Annotated in this window: 12 protein-coding genes; 5 read left to right on the forward strand and 7 right to left on the reverse strand. The window is 50.6% G+C overall.

Annotation, left to right across the window (positions count from 1 at the left end):
- Positions 1-748 precede the first annotated feature (748 nt).
- Positions 749-958, reverse strand: a complete 210-nt coding sequence (locus tag GEAM_RS21895) for a plasmid partition protein ParG (protein WP_034796136.1) — start codon at positions 956-958, stop codon at positions 749-751.
- Positions 955-1,581: a ParA family partition ATPase gene (gene parA / locus GEAM_RS21900; RefSeq protein ID WP_034796139.1), complete on the reverse strand. Its 627-nt coding sequence runs from the start codon at positions 1,579-1,581 to the stop codon at positions 955-957. The genes GEAM_RS21895 and parA overlap by 4 nt, the downstream gene beginning before the upstream one ends.
- Before the next feature lie 1,084 nt (positions 1,582-2,665).
- Here parA and GEAM_RS21905 point away from each other — a divergent pair.
- The 3 genes from GEAM_RS21905 to GEAM_RS21915 all read left to right on the forward strand — a co-directional run bounded on the left by GEAM_RS21905 (position 2,666) and on the right by GEAM_RS21915 (position 6,752).
- Positions 2,666-4,300 (forward strand): methyl-accepting chemotaxis protein, encoded by a 1,635-nt coding sequence (locus GEAM_RS21905; protein WP_072009949.1) that lies wholly within the window; start codon positions 2,666-2,668, stop codon positions 4,298-4,300.
- Positions 4,293-5,606: an ABC transporter substrate-binding protein gene (locus GEAM_RS21910; RefSeq protein WP_034796141.1), complete on the forward strand. Its 1,314-nt coding sequence runs from the start codon at positions 4,293-4,295 to the stop codon at positions 5,604-5,606. The genes GEAM_RS21905 and GEAM_RS21910 overlap by 8 nt, the downstream gene beginning before the upstream one ends.
- 651 nt (positions 5,607-6,257) lie before the next feature.
- Positions 6,258-6,752 carry an Rrf2 family transcriptional regulator gene (locus tag GEAM_RS21915; RefSeq protein WP_034796144.1) on the forward strand — a complete coding sequence of 165 codons (495 nt, stop codon included), beginning with the start codon at positions 6,258-6,260 and terminating at the stop codon, positions 6,750-6,752.
- 105 nt (positions 6,753-6,857) lie between these two features.
- On the opposite strand, the gene GEAM_RS21920 is transcribed toward GEAM_RS21915, so the two are convergent.
- Together GEAM_RS21920 and GEAM_RS21925 are read right to left on the reverse strand one after the other, a co-directional pair.
- Positions 6,858-10,007 (reverse strand): efflux RND transporter permease subunit, encoded by a 3,150-nt coding sequence (locus GEAM_RS21920; protein WP_034796147.1) that lies wholly within the window; start codon positions 10,005-10,007, stop codon positions 6,858-6,860.
- A gap of 23 nt (positions 10,008-10,030) precedes the next feature.
- Positions 10,031-11,215 carry an efflux RND transporter periplasmic adaptor subunit gene (locus GEAM_RS21925; RefSeq protein ID WP_072009951.1) on the reverse strand — a complete coding sequence of 395 codons (1,185 nt, stop codon included), beginning with the start codon at positions 11,213-11,215 and terminating at the stop codon, positions 10,031-10,033.
- Between the two features lie 403 nt (positions 11,216-11,618).
- Between GEAM_RS21925 and GEAM_RS21930 the strand changes: the two genes are divergently transcribed.
- Entirely contained in the window at positions 11,619-11,978 is a 360-nt protein-coding gene (locus GEAM_RS21930) for a helix-turn-helix domain-containing protein (RefSeq protein WP_034796152.1), read from the forward strand.
- Between the two features lie 78 nt (positions 11,979-12,056).
- Here GEAM_RS21930 and GEAM_RS21935 read toward each other — a convergent pair whose 3' ends face one another.
- Positions 12,057-13,178, reverse strand: coding sequence for an NADH:flavin oxidoreductase (locus tag GEAM_RS21935; protein ID WP_034796153.1), 1,122 nt, complete (start codon positions 13,176-13,178; stop codon positions 12,057-12,059).
- Between the two features lie 99 nt (positions 13,179-13,277).
- Between GEAM_RS21935 and GEAM_RS21940 the strand changes: the two genes are divergently transcribed.
- Positions 13,278-13,649 (forward strand): winged helix-turn-helix transcriptional regulator, encoded by a 372-nt coding sequence (locus GEAM_RS21940; RefSeq protein WP_034796154.1) that lies wholly within the window; start codon positions 13,278-13,280, stop codon positions 13,647-13,649.
- A gap of 43 nt (positions 13,650-13,692) precedes the next feature.
- On the opposite strand, the gene GEAM_RS21945 is transcribed toward GEAM_RS21940, so the two are convergent.
- Together GEAM_RS21945 and GEAM_RS21950 are read right to left on the reverse strand one after the other, a co-directional pair.
- Positions 13,693-14,154 (reverse strand): helix-turn-helix transcriptional regulator, encoded by a 462-nt coding sequence (locus tag GEAM_RS21945; RefSeq protein ID WP_034796155.1) that lies wholly within the window; start codon positions 14,152-14,154, stop codon positions 13,693-13,695.
- Complete coding sequence (locus GEAM_RS21950) at positions 14,151-15,500, reverse strand: type II toxin-antitoxin system HipA family toxin (protein WP_034796156.1); 1,350 nt, start codon at positions 15,498-15,500, stop codon at positions 14,151-14,153. The genes GEAM_RS21945 and GEAM_RS21950 overlap by 4 nt, the downstream gene beginning before the upstream one ends.
- Positions 15,501-15,723: the final 223 nt, after the last annotated feature.

The raw sequence follows: 15,723 nt of genomic DNA on the forward strand, positions 1-15,723 counted from the left end.
ATCCACGCCTGTTAACAGGAAATCTCTCCACGTATGCAGAGATGTTAAATGATCAGATAATCTTTCCACATATAACAATGTGACGCTGTCACAACGGCCATAAGTGGATGATTTAGTGAAAAGTATAAAGCGGAGGTTTAAGAGCAAGTATTGCAGCGCGAACAGGAAAAGTGTCCACATTAGGCAACCAGAACCGTAACAGGAAATCTCTCCACCTTTAGCCATTACTGCAGCTGTTCAAGCCAGTGACTCATCCGTGACGCGGTAACAGGAAAAGTCTCCACATAAGGACGGGCAGACCAACAGGAAATTTCTCCACCTTTGGTACTCTCCCCTGTTTGTTGAGGAGCTAAACCCTTTACACATAACGCTTAGTGGCGAGGATCCTGCTAAAATGCTAAAAGTCCGAAACGGCCCTGAGTTATCAACAGGAAATTGCTCCACATATGTAAGATCATGATTTTCCGAAAGTTATCCACAGGAAATTACTCCACTTGGAACAGGAAAAGGATCCACATTCAACAGGAATGATCTCCACATGAGACATGAAATCACTCCACATATAGGCGTGTAACCTCATGATAATAAAAGTGAAAAAGGTGCTCTAAAGAGAAAGGTTTAAAGTTAAAAAGAAACAAAAGAGTTATTAGATCTTTGGATCCTTCCACTAAAACAGGCGTCTGATGGAGGTTGCCGAAGAAGTGAGAAGATCATGCTGACCATCGCTGATCAGCATGCAGAGCGGGGATTAAATGCGTTCGTTGTGGATCAACCAGCCTTCGATCAGCTCGGTCAGAACATCTTTCATTTCGCGATCTTGCAAAAAGCAGCTGGTCTTGAAGCGCTTATGCAGATCTTCATCGATATTGGTTTGCAGCTTTTTGACACTGGATGGCGGTTTAGATACGGCCTCTAGCGCCGTATTGAGTTGCCGATGCTGGCCTAATTTCATTTTCATTTCAGCAACTCCATGATCTCTTTAGTCATAATTTCAATCTCCCCTTTCGCATTGCCGTCAGTGGTATCGAATACCGTGCCGCCATCCATCATGGTGCGGACATAAACCTGACGCTGAGAGGTGCCTGTTCTGAGTGCTGGCACGCCAGTGTCGGCAATCGACTCTTTCAACACTTCTAACATTTTAGCCGAAGCCACCTTCTTGGTGATCAGAAAACGCGCAATCACGGGTTGCAGGTTTTCACGCGCTTCTACGACCGCCAGGATAGCGCCACAGGCCGCAAAGTCTAAAGGTGAGGGAGTAACCGGAATTAACACCAAATCGCTTACCATGACCGCTGCGGACGAAATTGCCGAAATGGCCGCTGCTCCGTCGATCACTACGTAGTCATACTCCTTCAGCTGTTTTCTGACGGTATAAACCTCTTTCTCCGACGCTGCCTCTGCAAGGTCGAACTGGCACTTGCTTTCGTCATACCAGTTACTGATGCTGCCTTGTGGGTCAGTATCGACCATCACAACTTTGTGTCCTTGTCTGGCGAGACAGGTTGCGATGTTAATGGACGTTGTGGTCTTCCCTACCCCGCCCTTCCCGTTCAGGAAGGAAATTATTTTCGCTGCCATTGCAACCTCTTGATGATGGATGATGGGATCATGAGATTTCAGCATCTTTGAATCTTGGGATTATAAGATTTCAAGCTATCTTTATCATATAATCTCAGGATTCTGTGATTATGAAATCCATGAATCTCATGAGTACGGGATACTATAATGTTCGACGGCGAGGATTTCAATATCTCCGGATTTTGAAATCTCATGATTGCATAATCCTAGGATTCTAAGATTGCATGATTTAGGGTCACGATATCTTACGATTATACAATCTTGTGATTATCTCATCCTAGAATCTCAGGGCATTAGGATTCTAGAATTTCAGGATTCCAGCATCATCTAAATCCCAGCCTTATGAGATTCTAAGATTCCACAATCTTGAGCTGCTATCGTCATGCAATCTTGGAATCCTTTCATTCTAGAATCATAAGATTTCAGGATTTTACCTATCCGAAATATGAAACATGCGATTCTCCTTCTAAAATAGAATTACTGTATCCTATGATTTTAGAATCCTTAAATCCTTAAATCCTTAAATCCTTAAATCCTTAAATCCTTAAATCCTTAAATCCTTAAATCCTTAAATCTCATGACCAATGATTTTATAATTGTTGGATGCTAGGAGTATGGGATTCTAGAATCATGTGAGGTTGAGAGTTGTAAAGCTAATCTTGGGATGTTGGAATCTAATGATTTCATAATCCTGTAATCATTAATATTAAATCAATTGGTTAAAGGTGGTTGTGCCGTGTGTTGATGGCGGAGGAGGGGAGGGGGTAACAGGAATGAGCTAAATTCTGCTGCCAGTAATTTGGTGATTCTGGGATGTAAGGATTGTGAGATTTTTGAATCTTAACATCTCATGATTCAGGGATTTCTAAATCTGGAACTTCGGTAAATCATAGGATTCTGTAATTATGTGATGCTTGGATTATGAGATTTACAGCTTGAAAAGCATGCCAAATATTTATACCGCTGCATAAAGTTTACCCATTAACTGCCGATAAGTTGTTCTCTGGGTGGTGACATCACGCTGGTTTTGGAGTGTCGACAGCCCGCAGATTAATCGCTTTTATCTTAGGTTATGGAGTGCGTTATGCGATTCACCATTCGCACGCGACTGATCGGCATCGTCAGTTTGCTGTGTATTTTGCTAGCAATCACCACGGGGTGGGGGATCATCGGATTACGCGCAGCCGACCAGAGAGCCATATCCACTTACCGTACCGAACTACTTCCTCTGCAACACTCCGCCAAGCTTTACCGACTGACACAGCTTCAGTCCGCCACCTTGTTTGAAACGCTGCGCTACTGGACCGATAGCGATGAAGTGAGCCAGCGGATGCAGCAAATCGACACGTACCGCAAACAAATCGTCGCCGAGCAGAAGGGCTATCAGTCAACGCCGACGGTTTCTGGCAGTGCATCTTTGCGCCAAAACTTTCTCAAAGACCTGTCAAATTATCAGGTCGCGCTGAGTGACGCGGGTATTCTGTTGTCCTCCGGCAATCCATCCGGAGCCTTAGTGATTATTGAAACTCGCCTGCGCTCGGGCAGCCTCGCGCTGCAAAAAGACATCGATGCGCTGGATAACCTGATGCGCCAGCAGGCCGAAGCAAACTACAGCGCCAGCTCTAATGCCTTTAACACTATGCGCAACAGTATGTTAGGCATTCTCGCCGCTGGGATACTGATTGCCTTAATTGCAGGAGGCCTGCTGATTCGCTCACTGACAGCGGCTATCCGCCGGGCTAAACGCCTTGCCGAATCGATATCGGCAGGTGGTTTGAATCACCATATCGGCGATATCCCACGGGATGAGATGGGCGGATTGATGCAGGCGCTGGCGCAGATGGACGCCCGGCTGTCATCAATAGTACGCGACGTGGGAGAGAGCGCTCAGGCACTAAGCCAGGCGGCAGAACAGATGGCCGAGGGAAATCATGATTTGTCGGCCCGAACGCACTCGCAGGCAAGCTCTCTTGAACAAACCGCAGCCAGCATGGAGCAGATGACGGCAACGGTGAAATTCAATGCTGATAATGCTTCGCAGGCCAGCCAGTTAGTCCAAAACGTACGCCAACATGCTCAAAAGGGCAGTGCGGTATTAAGTGACGCTGTCACGGCGATGCAAGATATTGAGCAGTCGAGCAAGAAGATTGGTGATATTAACCGCGTTATTGATGAAATTGCTTTCCAAACTAACTTGCTGGCGCTGAACGCGGCGGTTGAAGCTGCCCGCGCCGGTGAGCAAGGCAGAGGATTTGCCGTGGTAGCCTCTGAGGTCCGCCAACTGGCGCAGCGATCGGCAAAAGCGGCGCAGGAGATTAAAACTCTGATTCAGGCCAGCGTCAGCAAAGTGGATATCGGCAGCAAGCTGGTGCTGCGTTCAGGTGAAACCCTGAATGAAATCAACGATGGGTTAGTGAAAGTCGTGGATTTTGTGGCTGAGATTGCCGTAGCCAGTAACCAACAGTCGAGCGGGATCACGCAGGTAAATGTCGCCATTGTGCACATGGAGAGTGCCGTCCAGCAAAACGAGGCGCTGGTTGAAGAGGCTACTGCCGCCAGCCAGACGGTAAATGCTCATGCCAGCAAATTGGTGGAGAAAATGGCTTTCTTCCATTTAAAGAAAGCGCCGACCACCGCGCAAATTGAAGAGAGTAAGCAGCCGGTTATTGAACCAGTCAAGACCGCGCCCCCTGTTACGCTGGAGCCGGTTAATGCTTGATTTCAAATGGTTAAAATGGGTGTTATCTCCGGCGTTAGCGGCGTTTAGCCTGAATGCTCATGCTGTGATCACCTTGAAAATCGCCACCATCGCCAATGGTGACATGACCATCATGCAGCAGCTTTCAAGCAGTTATGAGCAGGCTCATCCTGATATCAAGCTTGAGTGGCACGTGATGAATGACGGCGAACTGCGCAAGCAGGTGCTGAGCGACATGAGCAGCGGCAAGGCCAACTTTGACGTGATAACCGTAGGCACTTATGAAGTCCCGCTGTGGGGGCAAAAAGGTTGGCTAACGCCACTGGAAAACTTGCCCGCTGATTACCACGTTGACGACTTACTCAAGCCCATTCGCAGCGCTTTATCATGGCAGGACAGGCTCTACGCCTTGCCTTTCTATGGTGAAAGCAGCATGACTTATTACCGTAAAGACCTGTTCACGGCTAAGCATCTGACCATGCCAGATAACCCAAGCTGGGATGAAATTAAAAATCTGGCTGCTCAACTGACGGATAAATCACAAGGCGTTTACGGACTTTGCCTCCGCGGGCTGGCGGGCTGGGGTGACAACGTCGCGTTGGTGACTACCATGGCCAATGCCTATGGGGCGGAGTGGTTCGACGCTGACTGGAAACCCCATCTGGATAGCGATGAATGGCGTAACGTCTTAAAAGATTACGTTTTTCTGCAGCAAAATTATGGCCCGCCGGACGCTAAGTCGAACAGCTTTGGGCAAAACCTGAAGCTATTTTCACAGGGTAAATGTGCGATGTGGGTCGATAGTACGGTGGCGGCGGGCATGGTGACCAATCCGCAAATCTCGATGGTGGCGGATAAGGTCGACTTTGCGCCAGCTCCGGTGGCGATTTCCGCTAACGGTTCGCACTGGCTTTGGGCTTGGTCGCTGGCCGTGCCGCAAAGCAGCAACCAAAAAGCACAGGCGCAGGCCTTCATTACGTGGGCGACGTCACCCGCTTATATTCAACAAGTGGCGCAGACGGTAGGTTGGGGCGCAATTCCTCCCGGCAGCCGTAACTCGACTTATGCCGAACCACATTATCTAAAGCTGGCTCCTTACGCGGCAAGGGTGAAACAGGCCTTGGAAACCGCCACCCCCGAGCAGCCAACGCTGTTCCCGGTACCTTATCAGGGCGTGCAATATGTCAGTATTCCGGGCTTTGATCAGATGGGAGACGCAGTGGGTAAGAATATCTCGGCACTTCTGGAAGGTAAGATGTCGTTGGATGAGGTGTTAAATGCTAACCAACAGGCCGTGACGGCAATTTATCAGGCGGAGAATCATTGAATCTTGAGATTTTATGATTAGGTGATTATAGGATTCAAAAATCCCATAATCCTGAGATTTTAAGATGCTTGGATTATGGGATTGATTGATGCAATGATTAGTTATCAGCGACTTGCAGAATAACCTGCCAATCCATGACTAATTTTAACAGCAAGCAGGCGGAGCAAACGAAGATTATAGTTTTGTACATTGGGGCGTCATAAGTGTGATGGATGTCTCATTTTATCAGTCGGCTAAAAATTTAGAACAACCATTTTCTGATTTTCACTCCTGCTTTTGTGAAAAGCGCATTTATTGCTATCCAATCAGTCGCCACTGCCAACTTGGTCGGCACAGAAAATGTAACTCAGCGAATCCCAACCCCCGCAACAACCCTAGCGGCAGTAAGCCATTTGTGCGTTTATCACGCGAAGGCCCTAAAGTGCCAAGTTGTCATCCTTTAGCCTGAATTAACAATGACTACTGTATAGAACTTATGCGCGTGGCGAGGGTGAAAACGTCTGAAACATAGTCTATCTGTGCGCTCCGAGGGCGCTAAACTTCAATATTGCAGCAGTGTTTGTTATATTATTGTCCAATTGACGTTCAGCATTTTGGCGTATTTGACTAAAGCCAATATACTTTTAGAACTTCGTCGCTCAGGACAATGACATGTTAGATTTTCGCTTTCCGACTGCAATGCAAATGGTACTCAGCGTCGCCGTAGCCGAAAAAACCGGCGTACGTGCAACCAGTGCGGTTTTGGCTAAGGTTCTGGAAGCTAACCCCAGTTTTATTCGCAAGTTGATGGTTCCGCTAACGCGTAACGGCATTATTGTCTCGACGCTTGGCCGTACCGGTTGCATCACTCTCGGCCGCCCGACGGATCAAATCACCCTGCGTGACATTTACACCGCCGTGATTGATGACAAACGCATTTGGGCTTCCCGCCCGGCGGTGGAGGCTAAGTGCTTGGTGAGCGCCAACGCCTGCTGGTACTTCAAATCGGTCGTTAGCGAAGCTGAAGAAGCTTCTTTGGCCGTGCTGGCTCGCCACACCGTGGCCGACGCGCTGAGTGAGTTTGAGTGCAATGACACTCGCAGCTGGTGCAGCGATAAGAAAAACGCCTGCACGGAACAGGATGAAGAAGCTTCCGCCGAGAAATAAGCTAAGGCAGCTTTCATTGAGAATCAGTGCTCAGTGTTGTTTGAAACTGAGCCATAAAAAAGGCCGGGTTATTAACCCGGCCTTTTTGCTTTCTGCTATTTACCTTCAGGCAGTCACGGTTTCTTGACGATCTTTACGTGTTACCAGTCGGCGCAAGGCCACGTAGAACACAGGCGTCAGGAACAGGCCAAACAGGGTTACCCCCAGCATGCCGGAGAACACGGTAATACCCGTGACTCCGCGCACTTCCGCACCCGCGCCGTGGCCCAGAATCAGCGGAATAGTCCCCGCAATAAAGGCAATCGACGTCATGACGATAGGGCGCAGACGCAGGCGACACGCCTCAAGCGCCGCTTCGACAATCCCTCTGCCTTGCATTTCCAGCTCACGGGCGAACTCGACGATAAGAATGGCGTTCTTACAAGCCAGCCCCATCAACACCACCAGCCCAACCTGCACGAAGACGTTATTGTCACCGCCGGTGAGCCACACGCCAAACAGCGCGGAGAGCATGGTCATCGGCACGATCAGAATGACCGCCAGTGGCAATGTCCAGCTTTCATACAGCGCCGCCAGCACCAGGAACGCCAACAGGATGGCTACCGGGAAGACGATCAGCGCCGCGTGGCCCTGCGTTGATTGCTGATAGCTCAGGTCAGTCCATTGGATATTCATGCCGTTCGGCAAGACTTTATCCGCCAGCTCGCTCACCTTGGTCATGGCTTCGGTCGAAGACAACACGCGCGGATCGGCATCACCAATAATGTCCGCCGCCGGGAAGCCGTTATAACGAATCACCGGGTCTGGGCCATAAGTGGTGGTGATGTTCACCATGCTGCCAATCGGCACCATTTCACCTTTGTCATTGCGGGTGCGCAGGTTGGAGATATCTTCAATCGTTTGACGATATGGACCATCGGCCTGCGCCATCACTTTATAAGTACGGCCGTAGCGGTTGAAGTCGTTAACGTAGGTCGAACCGAGGTAAGTTTGCAGCGTGCTGAATAAATCATCCAGCGACACGCCCTGAGCCTTGGCTTTATCACGATCAATCTTGGCATCCAGCTGTGGAACGTTGGCCTGATAAGACGAAATCGGGAAGCCCATGCCGTGGGTCTGCATGATGCCGCCGGACATGGTATTGATCGCGGTTTGCAACGCACCATAGCCCAGACCCGCGCGGTCCTGAATATACAGTGAATAGCCGGAACCCTGACCTAAACCAAGAATTGGCGGTGGCATAATAGAGAAGGCAAAACCTTCCTGAAGCTGCGAAATCTTGGCATTGATTTCCGCATTGATCGCCGCCGCGGTGCGGGTGCGCTCATTGAGCGGTTTCAAGGCAAAGAACACCGTCCCGGTATTCGGCGTATTGGTGAATTGCAGCGCATTCAGGCCGGGGAAGGCGACTGAATCACTCACGCCGTCCACGCTCAACCCAATCTCACTCATCTTGCGGATCATCGCATCCGTACGCTCAAGGGAGGCACCTTCTGGCATCTTCACGCCGCCAATCAGGTACATCTTGTCTTGGGTCGGAATAAAACCACCCGGCACCAGTTTGAACATAAAGGCCGCGCCGCACAGCAGCAGCAGGTAAACCACGAACACTGAACCTCGACGGTGAAGCGTACGGGAAACCGCGCCCTGATAGCGTTCAGAACTTTTATGGAAGAAACGGTTGAACGGACGGAACAGCCAGCCGAACAGGCGATCGATGATTCGCGTCGGAACATCTTTCTTCGCGCCGTGAGGTTTGAGCAACAGCGCAGCCAACGCCGGGGAGAGCGTCAGGGAGTTGATCGCCGAAATCACGGTTGAAATGGCAATGGTGACCGCAAACTGCTTATAGAACTGGCCGGTCACGCCTGACAAGAAGGCCATCGGCACGAATACCGCGCAGAGCACCAAGGCAATGGCGATAATTGGCCCAGACACTTCGCGCATCGCCTGATGAGCGGCCGCCAGCGGCGAGAGTCCTTCCTCTATGTTCCTCTCGACGTTTTCCACCACCACAATGGCATCATCCACCACGATCCCTATCGCCAACACCAGCCCGAATAGGCTTAGCGTGTTGAGCGAGAAACCGAGTAGATAGAGCACGCTAAAGGTACCGACCACCGAAATAGGCACCGCCAGCAGAGGGATGATCGACGCACGCCAGGTTTGCAGGAACAGAATCACCACCAGCACGACCAGCAGCACGGCCTCAAGCAGCGTATGAACTACCGCGCTGATGGAGTCACGCACAAACACGGTTGGGTCGTAAGGCGCTTTCCAGGTCATGCCTTCTGGGAAACGCGTTGCCAGCTCGGCCATTTTGTCGCGCACGGCGTCAGAAAGGTTAATGGCGTTGGCGCCCGGCGCTTGGAAGATACCAATCCCCACCGCATCTTTGTTGTTCAACTGGGAACGCAGCGCGTAGTTGCCCGAGCCCATCTCAATGCGAGCCACGTCGCGCAGGCGCACCACGGTGCCATCATCGCTGGTTTTCAGGATGATATTGCCGAACTCTTCTTCATTTTGCAGGCGACCTTGGGCGTTAATCGACAGCAGATAGTCGCTTTTGGTCGGCATCGGCTCTGCGCCAAGCTGACCGGCAGAGACCTGAACGTTCTGCTCGCGCATCGCATTGACCACGTCAGAAGCCGTTAAGCCGCGCGACGCCACTTTGTTCGGATCAAGCCAGACGCGCATCGCGTACTCACCGGCACCGAAAATTTGCACCTGACCGACACCCGGCAGACGCGCTAACTCATCTTTCACTTTCAGCGTGGCGTAGTTACTCAGATACAGCGAGTCGTACTTGCCGGAAGGGGAGAACAGATGCACCACCAGCGTCAACGTTGGCGACTGCTTCTGGGTGGTGATCCCTTGGCGAATAACGTCCTGCGGCAATCTAGCCTGCGCCTGAGACACGCGGTTTTGCACCTGAACCTGCGCCTGATCCGGGTCTGTACCCGGACGGAAAGTCACGGTGGTGACCAGCACGCCGTCAGAACCAGCCACAGATTTCATGTACATCATGTTCTCAACGCCGTTGATCGACTCTTCCAGTGGCGTAGCCACGGTGTCGGCGATCACTTTCGGGTTGGCACCCGGATACACGGCGCGCACCTGCACGCTCGGCGGTACCACGTCTGGGTATTCGCTGATCGGCAGAAGCGGGATGGAGATTAAGCCACCAACAAAAATCAGGATCGACAGAACCGCGGCAAAAATCGGTCTGTCGATGAAAAAGCGGGAAAAGTCCATAATTCAGGATTCTCTTTCAGGGCTTAGTTAGAAGCGACAGTTGAAGCCATATCAATCGTCTTGGCATTCACCGGCATGCCCGGCATAAACACCTTCTGCACACCATCGACGATGACTTTGTCACCGCTGACTAAACCTTTTTGCACAATACGCAGACCTGAATACTGACGGCCCAATTCGACATCGCGACGCTGCGCCTTGCCATCTTTATCAAGCACATAGACAAACTTGCGGTCTTGGTCGGTCAGCACGGCTTTATCGTTGATCAGCACCGCGTCAAACTGCGGGCTGCCCGGCATTTGCACGCGAGCAAACAGGCCCGGCGTGAAGCGGCGTTCGCTGTTATCGAGCACGGCGCGCATACGAATAGTCCCGGTACCGGAGTTCAGCTGGTTGTCGGTAAAATCGACATAGCCGGTGTGCGGATAACCCTGTTCACCCGCCAGACCAACGTTGACCTGCAACTGGGTTCCCGGCGCGGCAATATGCTGACCATCACGGGCAAGTGACTGATAACGCAGGAAAGTGGCTTCATCTACATCAAAGTAAACGTAGACTTTGTCGAGTGACACCAGCGTGGTGAGCACGCTCGCGCTGTCACCGGCAGTCACCAGGTTACCCACGGTTATCATGGCGCGGCTGGCGCGGCCATCGATTGGCGCGGTGACCTGCGTGAAGTCGAGATTTAACTGAGCAACATCCAGCTGGGCCTGCGCGGCAAGAACGTCGGACTGCGCTTGCGATGCGGCGGCTTTACGCTGCTCCCAGATCTCGGTGGAGACGGCCTGAGTGCCAATCAATTTCTCAGTACGGCCTGACTCGCTGCGGGTCAGATTCGCCTGATTGCGCGCGTGAACCAGCTCGGCCTGAGCCTGTTCGCGGGCGGCGCGATAGGTGCGGTCATCGATGGTGAACAGAACCTGGCCTTTTTTAACTTCCTGACCTTCGGTGTAATTCACTTTATCGATATAACCCGATACGCGCGGGCGCAGTTGCACACTCTGTACGGCTTCAATACGGCCGTTAAAATCATCCCATTGGTTAATCTTTTTGACGACGACATCCGCCACGCTTACGCCCGGAGGGGGAGGCGGGCCATTTTTTGCTGTGCTGTTGTCGCAAGCAGTGAGAACCGTGACCAAGATCGCAACCAAAGAGAGTTGCAGTGCGAGCAGAGGCGCGCGAAGTGAGCGGCCCCGTTTAACCATTGGGTTTTGCAGACTTGCCATTATTTTTATTTCCAGTGAGTAAGCTCAGTCAGGCAATACAACCGGATCCTGTCATCCGGGTAACGTCCTTTGCCTGAGCGGGCTTTTGTCCGATTTGCGTCGTTCAATGACACAATTTTGCAGCGAGAAAAGAGGTGTTGCTAAATTTAAAGTATCAATGAAAGATACATTAAGTCGGGGGGATTGTAGGGAGGTCCCTAACAAAGAGCAAGAATTACTGTTGCACTTTATGTGCTGTTTTCAAAAGCGGATATCTGTGAAGCCGGTCACGGAGAAAAAGCGAAGATTTAATGCAACAATAATACTTGCATTTATCCGCAAATCCCGTCAGTCTAAAAACAGACCAGAAACTACATTTCGTCAGAGAGACGGGAGAAATAACATGAAAACGGCTGATTTTATTCACGATTTAACTGACTGGATCGACAAGAATCTGGAAGAGCGACTGGATATCAACACCGTCGCCGAGCGAGCAGGGTACTCAAAATGGTATCTGCAACGGATGTTTAAAGAGCATACCGGCTCGGCGTTAGGCGAATATATTCGTGCGAAAAAATTAAATATTTCTGCCGAGCGACTGGCGAACAGCGGCGAGCCCATCGTCAATGTGGCTATCTCTCTGGGCTTCGATTCCCAGCAGTCCTTCAATCGCAGTTTTAAACGTCAATTCGGCCAAACGCCGGGTGACTGGCGTAAAACACTGCACAGCCAGCCAGAACGCAGCGGCTGCATGTGTAGCTAAGTTCTCTGCGTAGATAAGACCCTTGATTAAGACTCCGCGTAACGACGCCCGGCCATCAATGACCGGGCGTGTTAATTTCTAGAAAAGTGTCGACAGTTCTGACACGTTGAAATCTTTTAGGCCTTCGGTATTACCCTCACGCACTTTGCGCACCCACTGCGGATCACCCAAAAGGGCACGGCCTACCGCGATAAGATCAAACTCATCCTTCTCAAGTCGCTGTACCAAATTGTCCAGACTGGCAGGGCGTACACTTTCGCCAGCAAAGGAAGAGGTAAATTCACCGGATAAGCCGACAGAACCCACGCTGATGGTGGTGGCACCGGTCAGTTTCTTCGCCCAGCCAGCAAAATTCAGCCCCTCTTTGCCATCAATCTGCGGGAATTCAGGTTCCCAGAAGCGACGCTGGGAACAGTGGAGAATATCCACACCTGCCTCGACCAGCGGCATCAACCATTTAGACATAGCATCCGGTGTATCGGCCATACGGACATCGTAGTAGTTAATTTTCCACTGACTGAGACGCAAAATAATGGGGAAATCGGGACCGACGGCTTTACGCATGCTCTCGACCACTTCGGCAGCAAAGCGGGTGCGTTGTTTGAGGGTGGCTCCACCATAGGCGTCGGTGCGCAGGTTAGTCTCCGCCCAAAAGAACTGATCCAATAGATAGCCGCTCGCGCCATGGATCTCTACGGTGTCGAAGCCTAGCCGCTTGGCGTCAACCATCCCCTGACTAAATGCGGCAATGGTATCGGCAATATCCTCTTCGGACATGGTTACGCCGTGAGATATTTTGGGAGCAAGCAGGCCAGACGGACTTTCTGCCGGATTATCCGCCGTTGCATCGCTGTCCACTCCGGCCATTGCCCCCACGTGCCACAGCTGCGGGCCCATTTTCCCACCCGCAGCATGAACCTCTTCTATCACATTTTTCCATCCCGTTAATGGGGCATCGCCATAGAAAAAAGGCACTCCTTGTTCATTTCTTGCGGCGGGGCGATTAATCGCCGTGCCTTCCGAAATAATCAGCCCAACGTCATTCTCCGCGCGTCGACGATAATATTGCGCGACATCCTCACCCGGCACACCCTGTGGAGAAAATTTACGGGTCATGGGAGCCATCACGATGCGGTTGTTCAAATGCAGTGATTTTATGGTTAATGGCTGGAAAAGCGCGTCTAACTTTGATGAAGGCATGATGCGAACTCCGGGTAGGTTGGAGCTTGATAGTATCGAATGTATACTTAATATCAATTAGGCACTTTAAAGGTATTAGGTACCCAAAAAGGAACCACGATGACCAAAATGAACGATGATGAAATCCAAAGGGCTTGTACTACGCGCCTGTTGTTAGAACAGATCACGGATAAATGGTCCATCGTTGTGCTGTGCGCATTATCCAAAGGACCATTACGTTTCAATGAGATAAAACGTCGTCTTGAGGGGATCACGCAGAAAACCCTCACTCAATGCCTGAGAAAGCTTGAGCGCAGTGGGATCTTGGTTCGCGAAGTCTTACCGGTTTCGCCCGTGGCGGTGATCTACAGCGTCACTCCGTTGGGCCGCACGCTGGAGAAACCCTTTTTTGCTCTGTTTGAGTGGACACAAAATAGCCTTGCAGAAGTGACCAAAGCCCAGCAGGCATACGATCAGCGGGAAGGTCTTTGACTAAACCCAATATCAGATTTTTATTTTTAAGCATGGTTGAACGTCACTTCAACAGCGTGCTTAACAGCTGTTTGGATACAGGCACCAACCCAACTTGCAGGCCAAACGGCTTGAACAATTTGTTGATGATGTCAGAGGTATAATTACCTTTGTCGTTCTCGACGTCTGACAAGGTTTTCCTTGAGACAGCAACCAATTTTGCATAAGCATCCTGCTTCAGGTTCAGCACCTCGATCCGCAACTTTTTCAACGCACCGCCCTGTGTTAACTCGCCCAATAGCAGCTGTTTAATGATGCCATGCATCACGGCTTGCCGGTCCTGAGTGCTTACAGCTGTTGAGCTTTTAGATACTCTTTGCCGAGTAGGAGTACGCGAGGAACTCTCTGCCATCGTTGCTGGCTTTTCGACCGGAGAATCTGAGGCATTTTGCAACAGCTTCTGCCTTTCCCGAATTTTGCGAATGGTCTCTTTCGCCGAGACCGGGGCCGATTCATGACCTTTCATAGCAGCCCCCAACGACGCAATTTTTCAGCGATAAAGTCAAAGCCGATCCCCGGCATGTTAATAATCTGTTCGGGCACGCCTCTTTCCACCAATCTTGCTTTAAGGCCGAGGAGCTGTTGAGCCGTTTCCCTCAAAGCATCTAATAGGGTTTCTGCCGGAACAAGGTCATCAAGCGCTGCCGCAATACCTGCAAAATCATACTCACCACCGATTTCTAATGGCGCACTCCATTTAGTGGTTCGGGCTATTCCTTCGGGGTCAGCTTTCATCGGGGCGAAATCGTATATCGGCGCCAGACGAATGATGTGTTCATCCTTGAGCAGCGACGTGTTACGCCCATGGTTATCACTATTGCCAAAGATAATATTGAGCAAATCGCGGCGCACCCATTCAATCACAAAGGCGGGAACATCAAAGTCAAAACCCTGTTCAATCACGGTGTCGCTGTGGGTGATTTTATTGATAAGCGCCCTGATGGCTTCCTCATGATACAGCGTCGTGCCGGGCGCTTTTCTTAATGCCGAATAGACTGACTCCATGCCAAAGCGCTTGATGTGGCTATCATCTGCAAAGCAAATATCAAATCTAGGCAGCCATAAAGAAGGGTAGTTCAGGCCTTCCTCAAGACGCATATGCTGAGTTGGGATGGTATCAAAACCCATTGCCGCAAGTTCGTGGTAGAAATGGAACTCAGCCCGCAGAATATTGCAGTCAACCTCACTACGGTTGCCGCGCGGGAATTTCACCAAATAGTGTGTATCTCGATTGAGTGAATCGTTCTGGTAGGTATCAATCCAGATTTGACCATGCTGGCTGCATCTTAGTAACAGTTTTGGTGCTTCGCCGCCCGCACCTGTCGCACCCCCGGCGGCAGCTCCGCGCTGCTGGGCGTAATCCAGAAAATCTGAGGCTCTATTTTTCACATCATCGAGGGTGAAAAAGAGCTGTTCAGCCTGAGGATGATAGTCGGGGAGGGACTCTTTAATTCTCAAATTACCGACCGGCGACATGGTGCCGTGGCGCAGTAATACGAAATCCTGTTGGTCGGCCGCCATGCCTTCAAGATCCAGATAGTTTGCCCAATAGCGCCTGCTGGCACCGCTCGGAATAATATCATCAAGGAATTTCAGCCAGCCGCGTGGCCCGTCGTTCTCAAAGAACAGAGAAACAGGGTGATTCAGTGACACCGCGTGATTATCATCGCGGCCGAGATTTTCAACGGCATAGTCCGAATCATAATGGAGTTCAGTGACTCGAAAGGCGTTGTCTTCGCTTTCGGGGAAGGTGATGTGCGCCATATCCACCCATTGATTTTGCAGGAAAACTTGTAGCGTTAAATATTCCATACGGATCCCCAGAAAGTCTTATGAGTAGTAGAGTACTCGTTAACTCATGTAAATTCAATTTTTGTCACTTATAGCACTCATTAATTGCTCTGCAAGATTTTATTGTTACTTATACCACTCATTGTCTATCTTCAAGGTTAGGACCTTAACGTCAGCGCCAACAGATGACCACATCGCCAGCGTTAATAATGAAAAAGGCCTGCTTGATGAAAGCAGGCCTTTT

The organism is Ewingella americana ATCC 33852, from assembly GCF_000735345.1.
In the GTDB taxonomy this organism is placed as follows: Bacteria; Pseudomonadota; Gammaproteobacteria; order Enterobacterales; family Enterobacteriaceae; genus Ewingella; species Ewingella americana.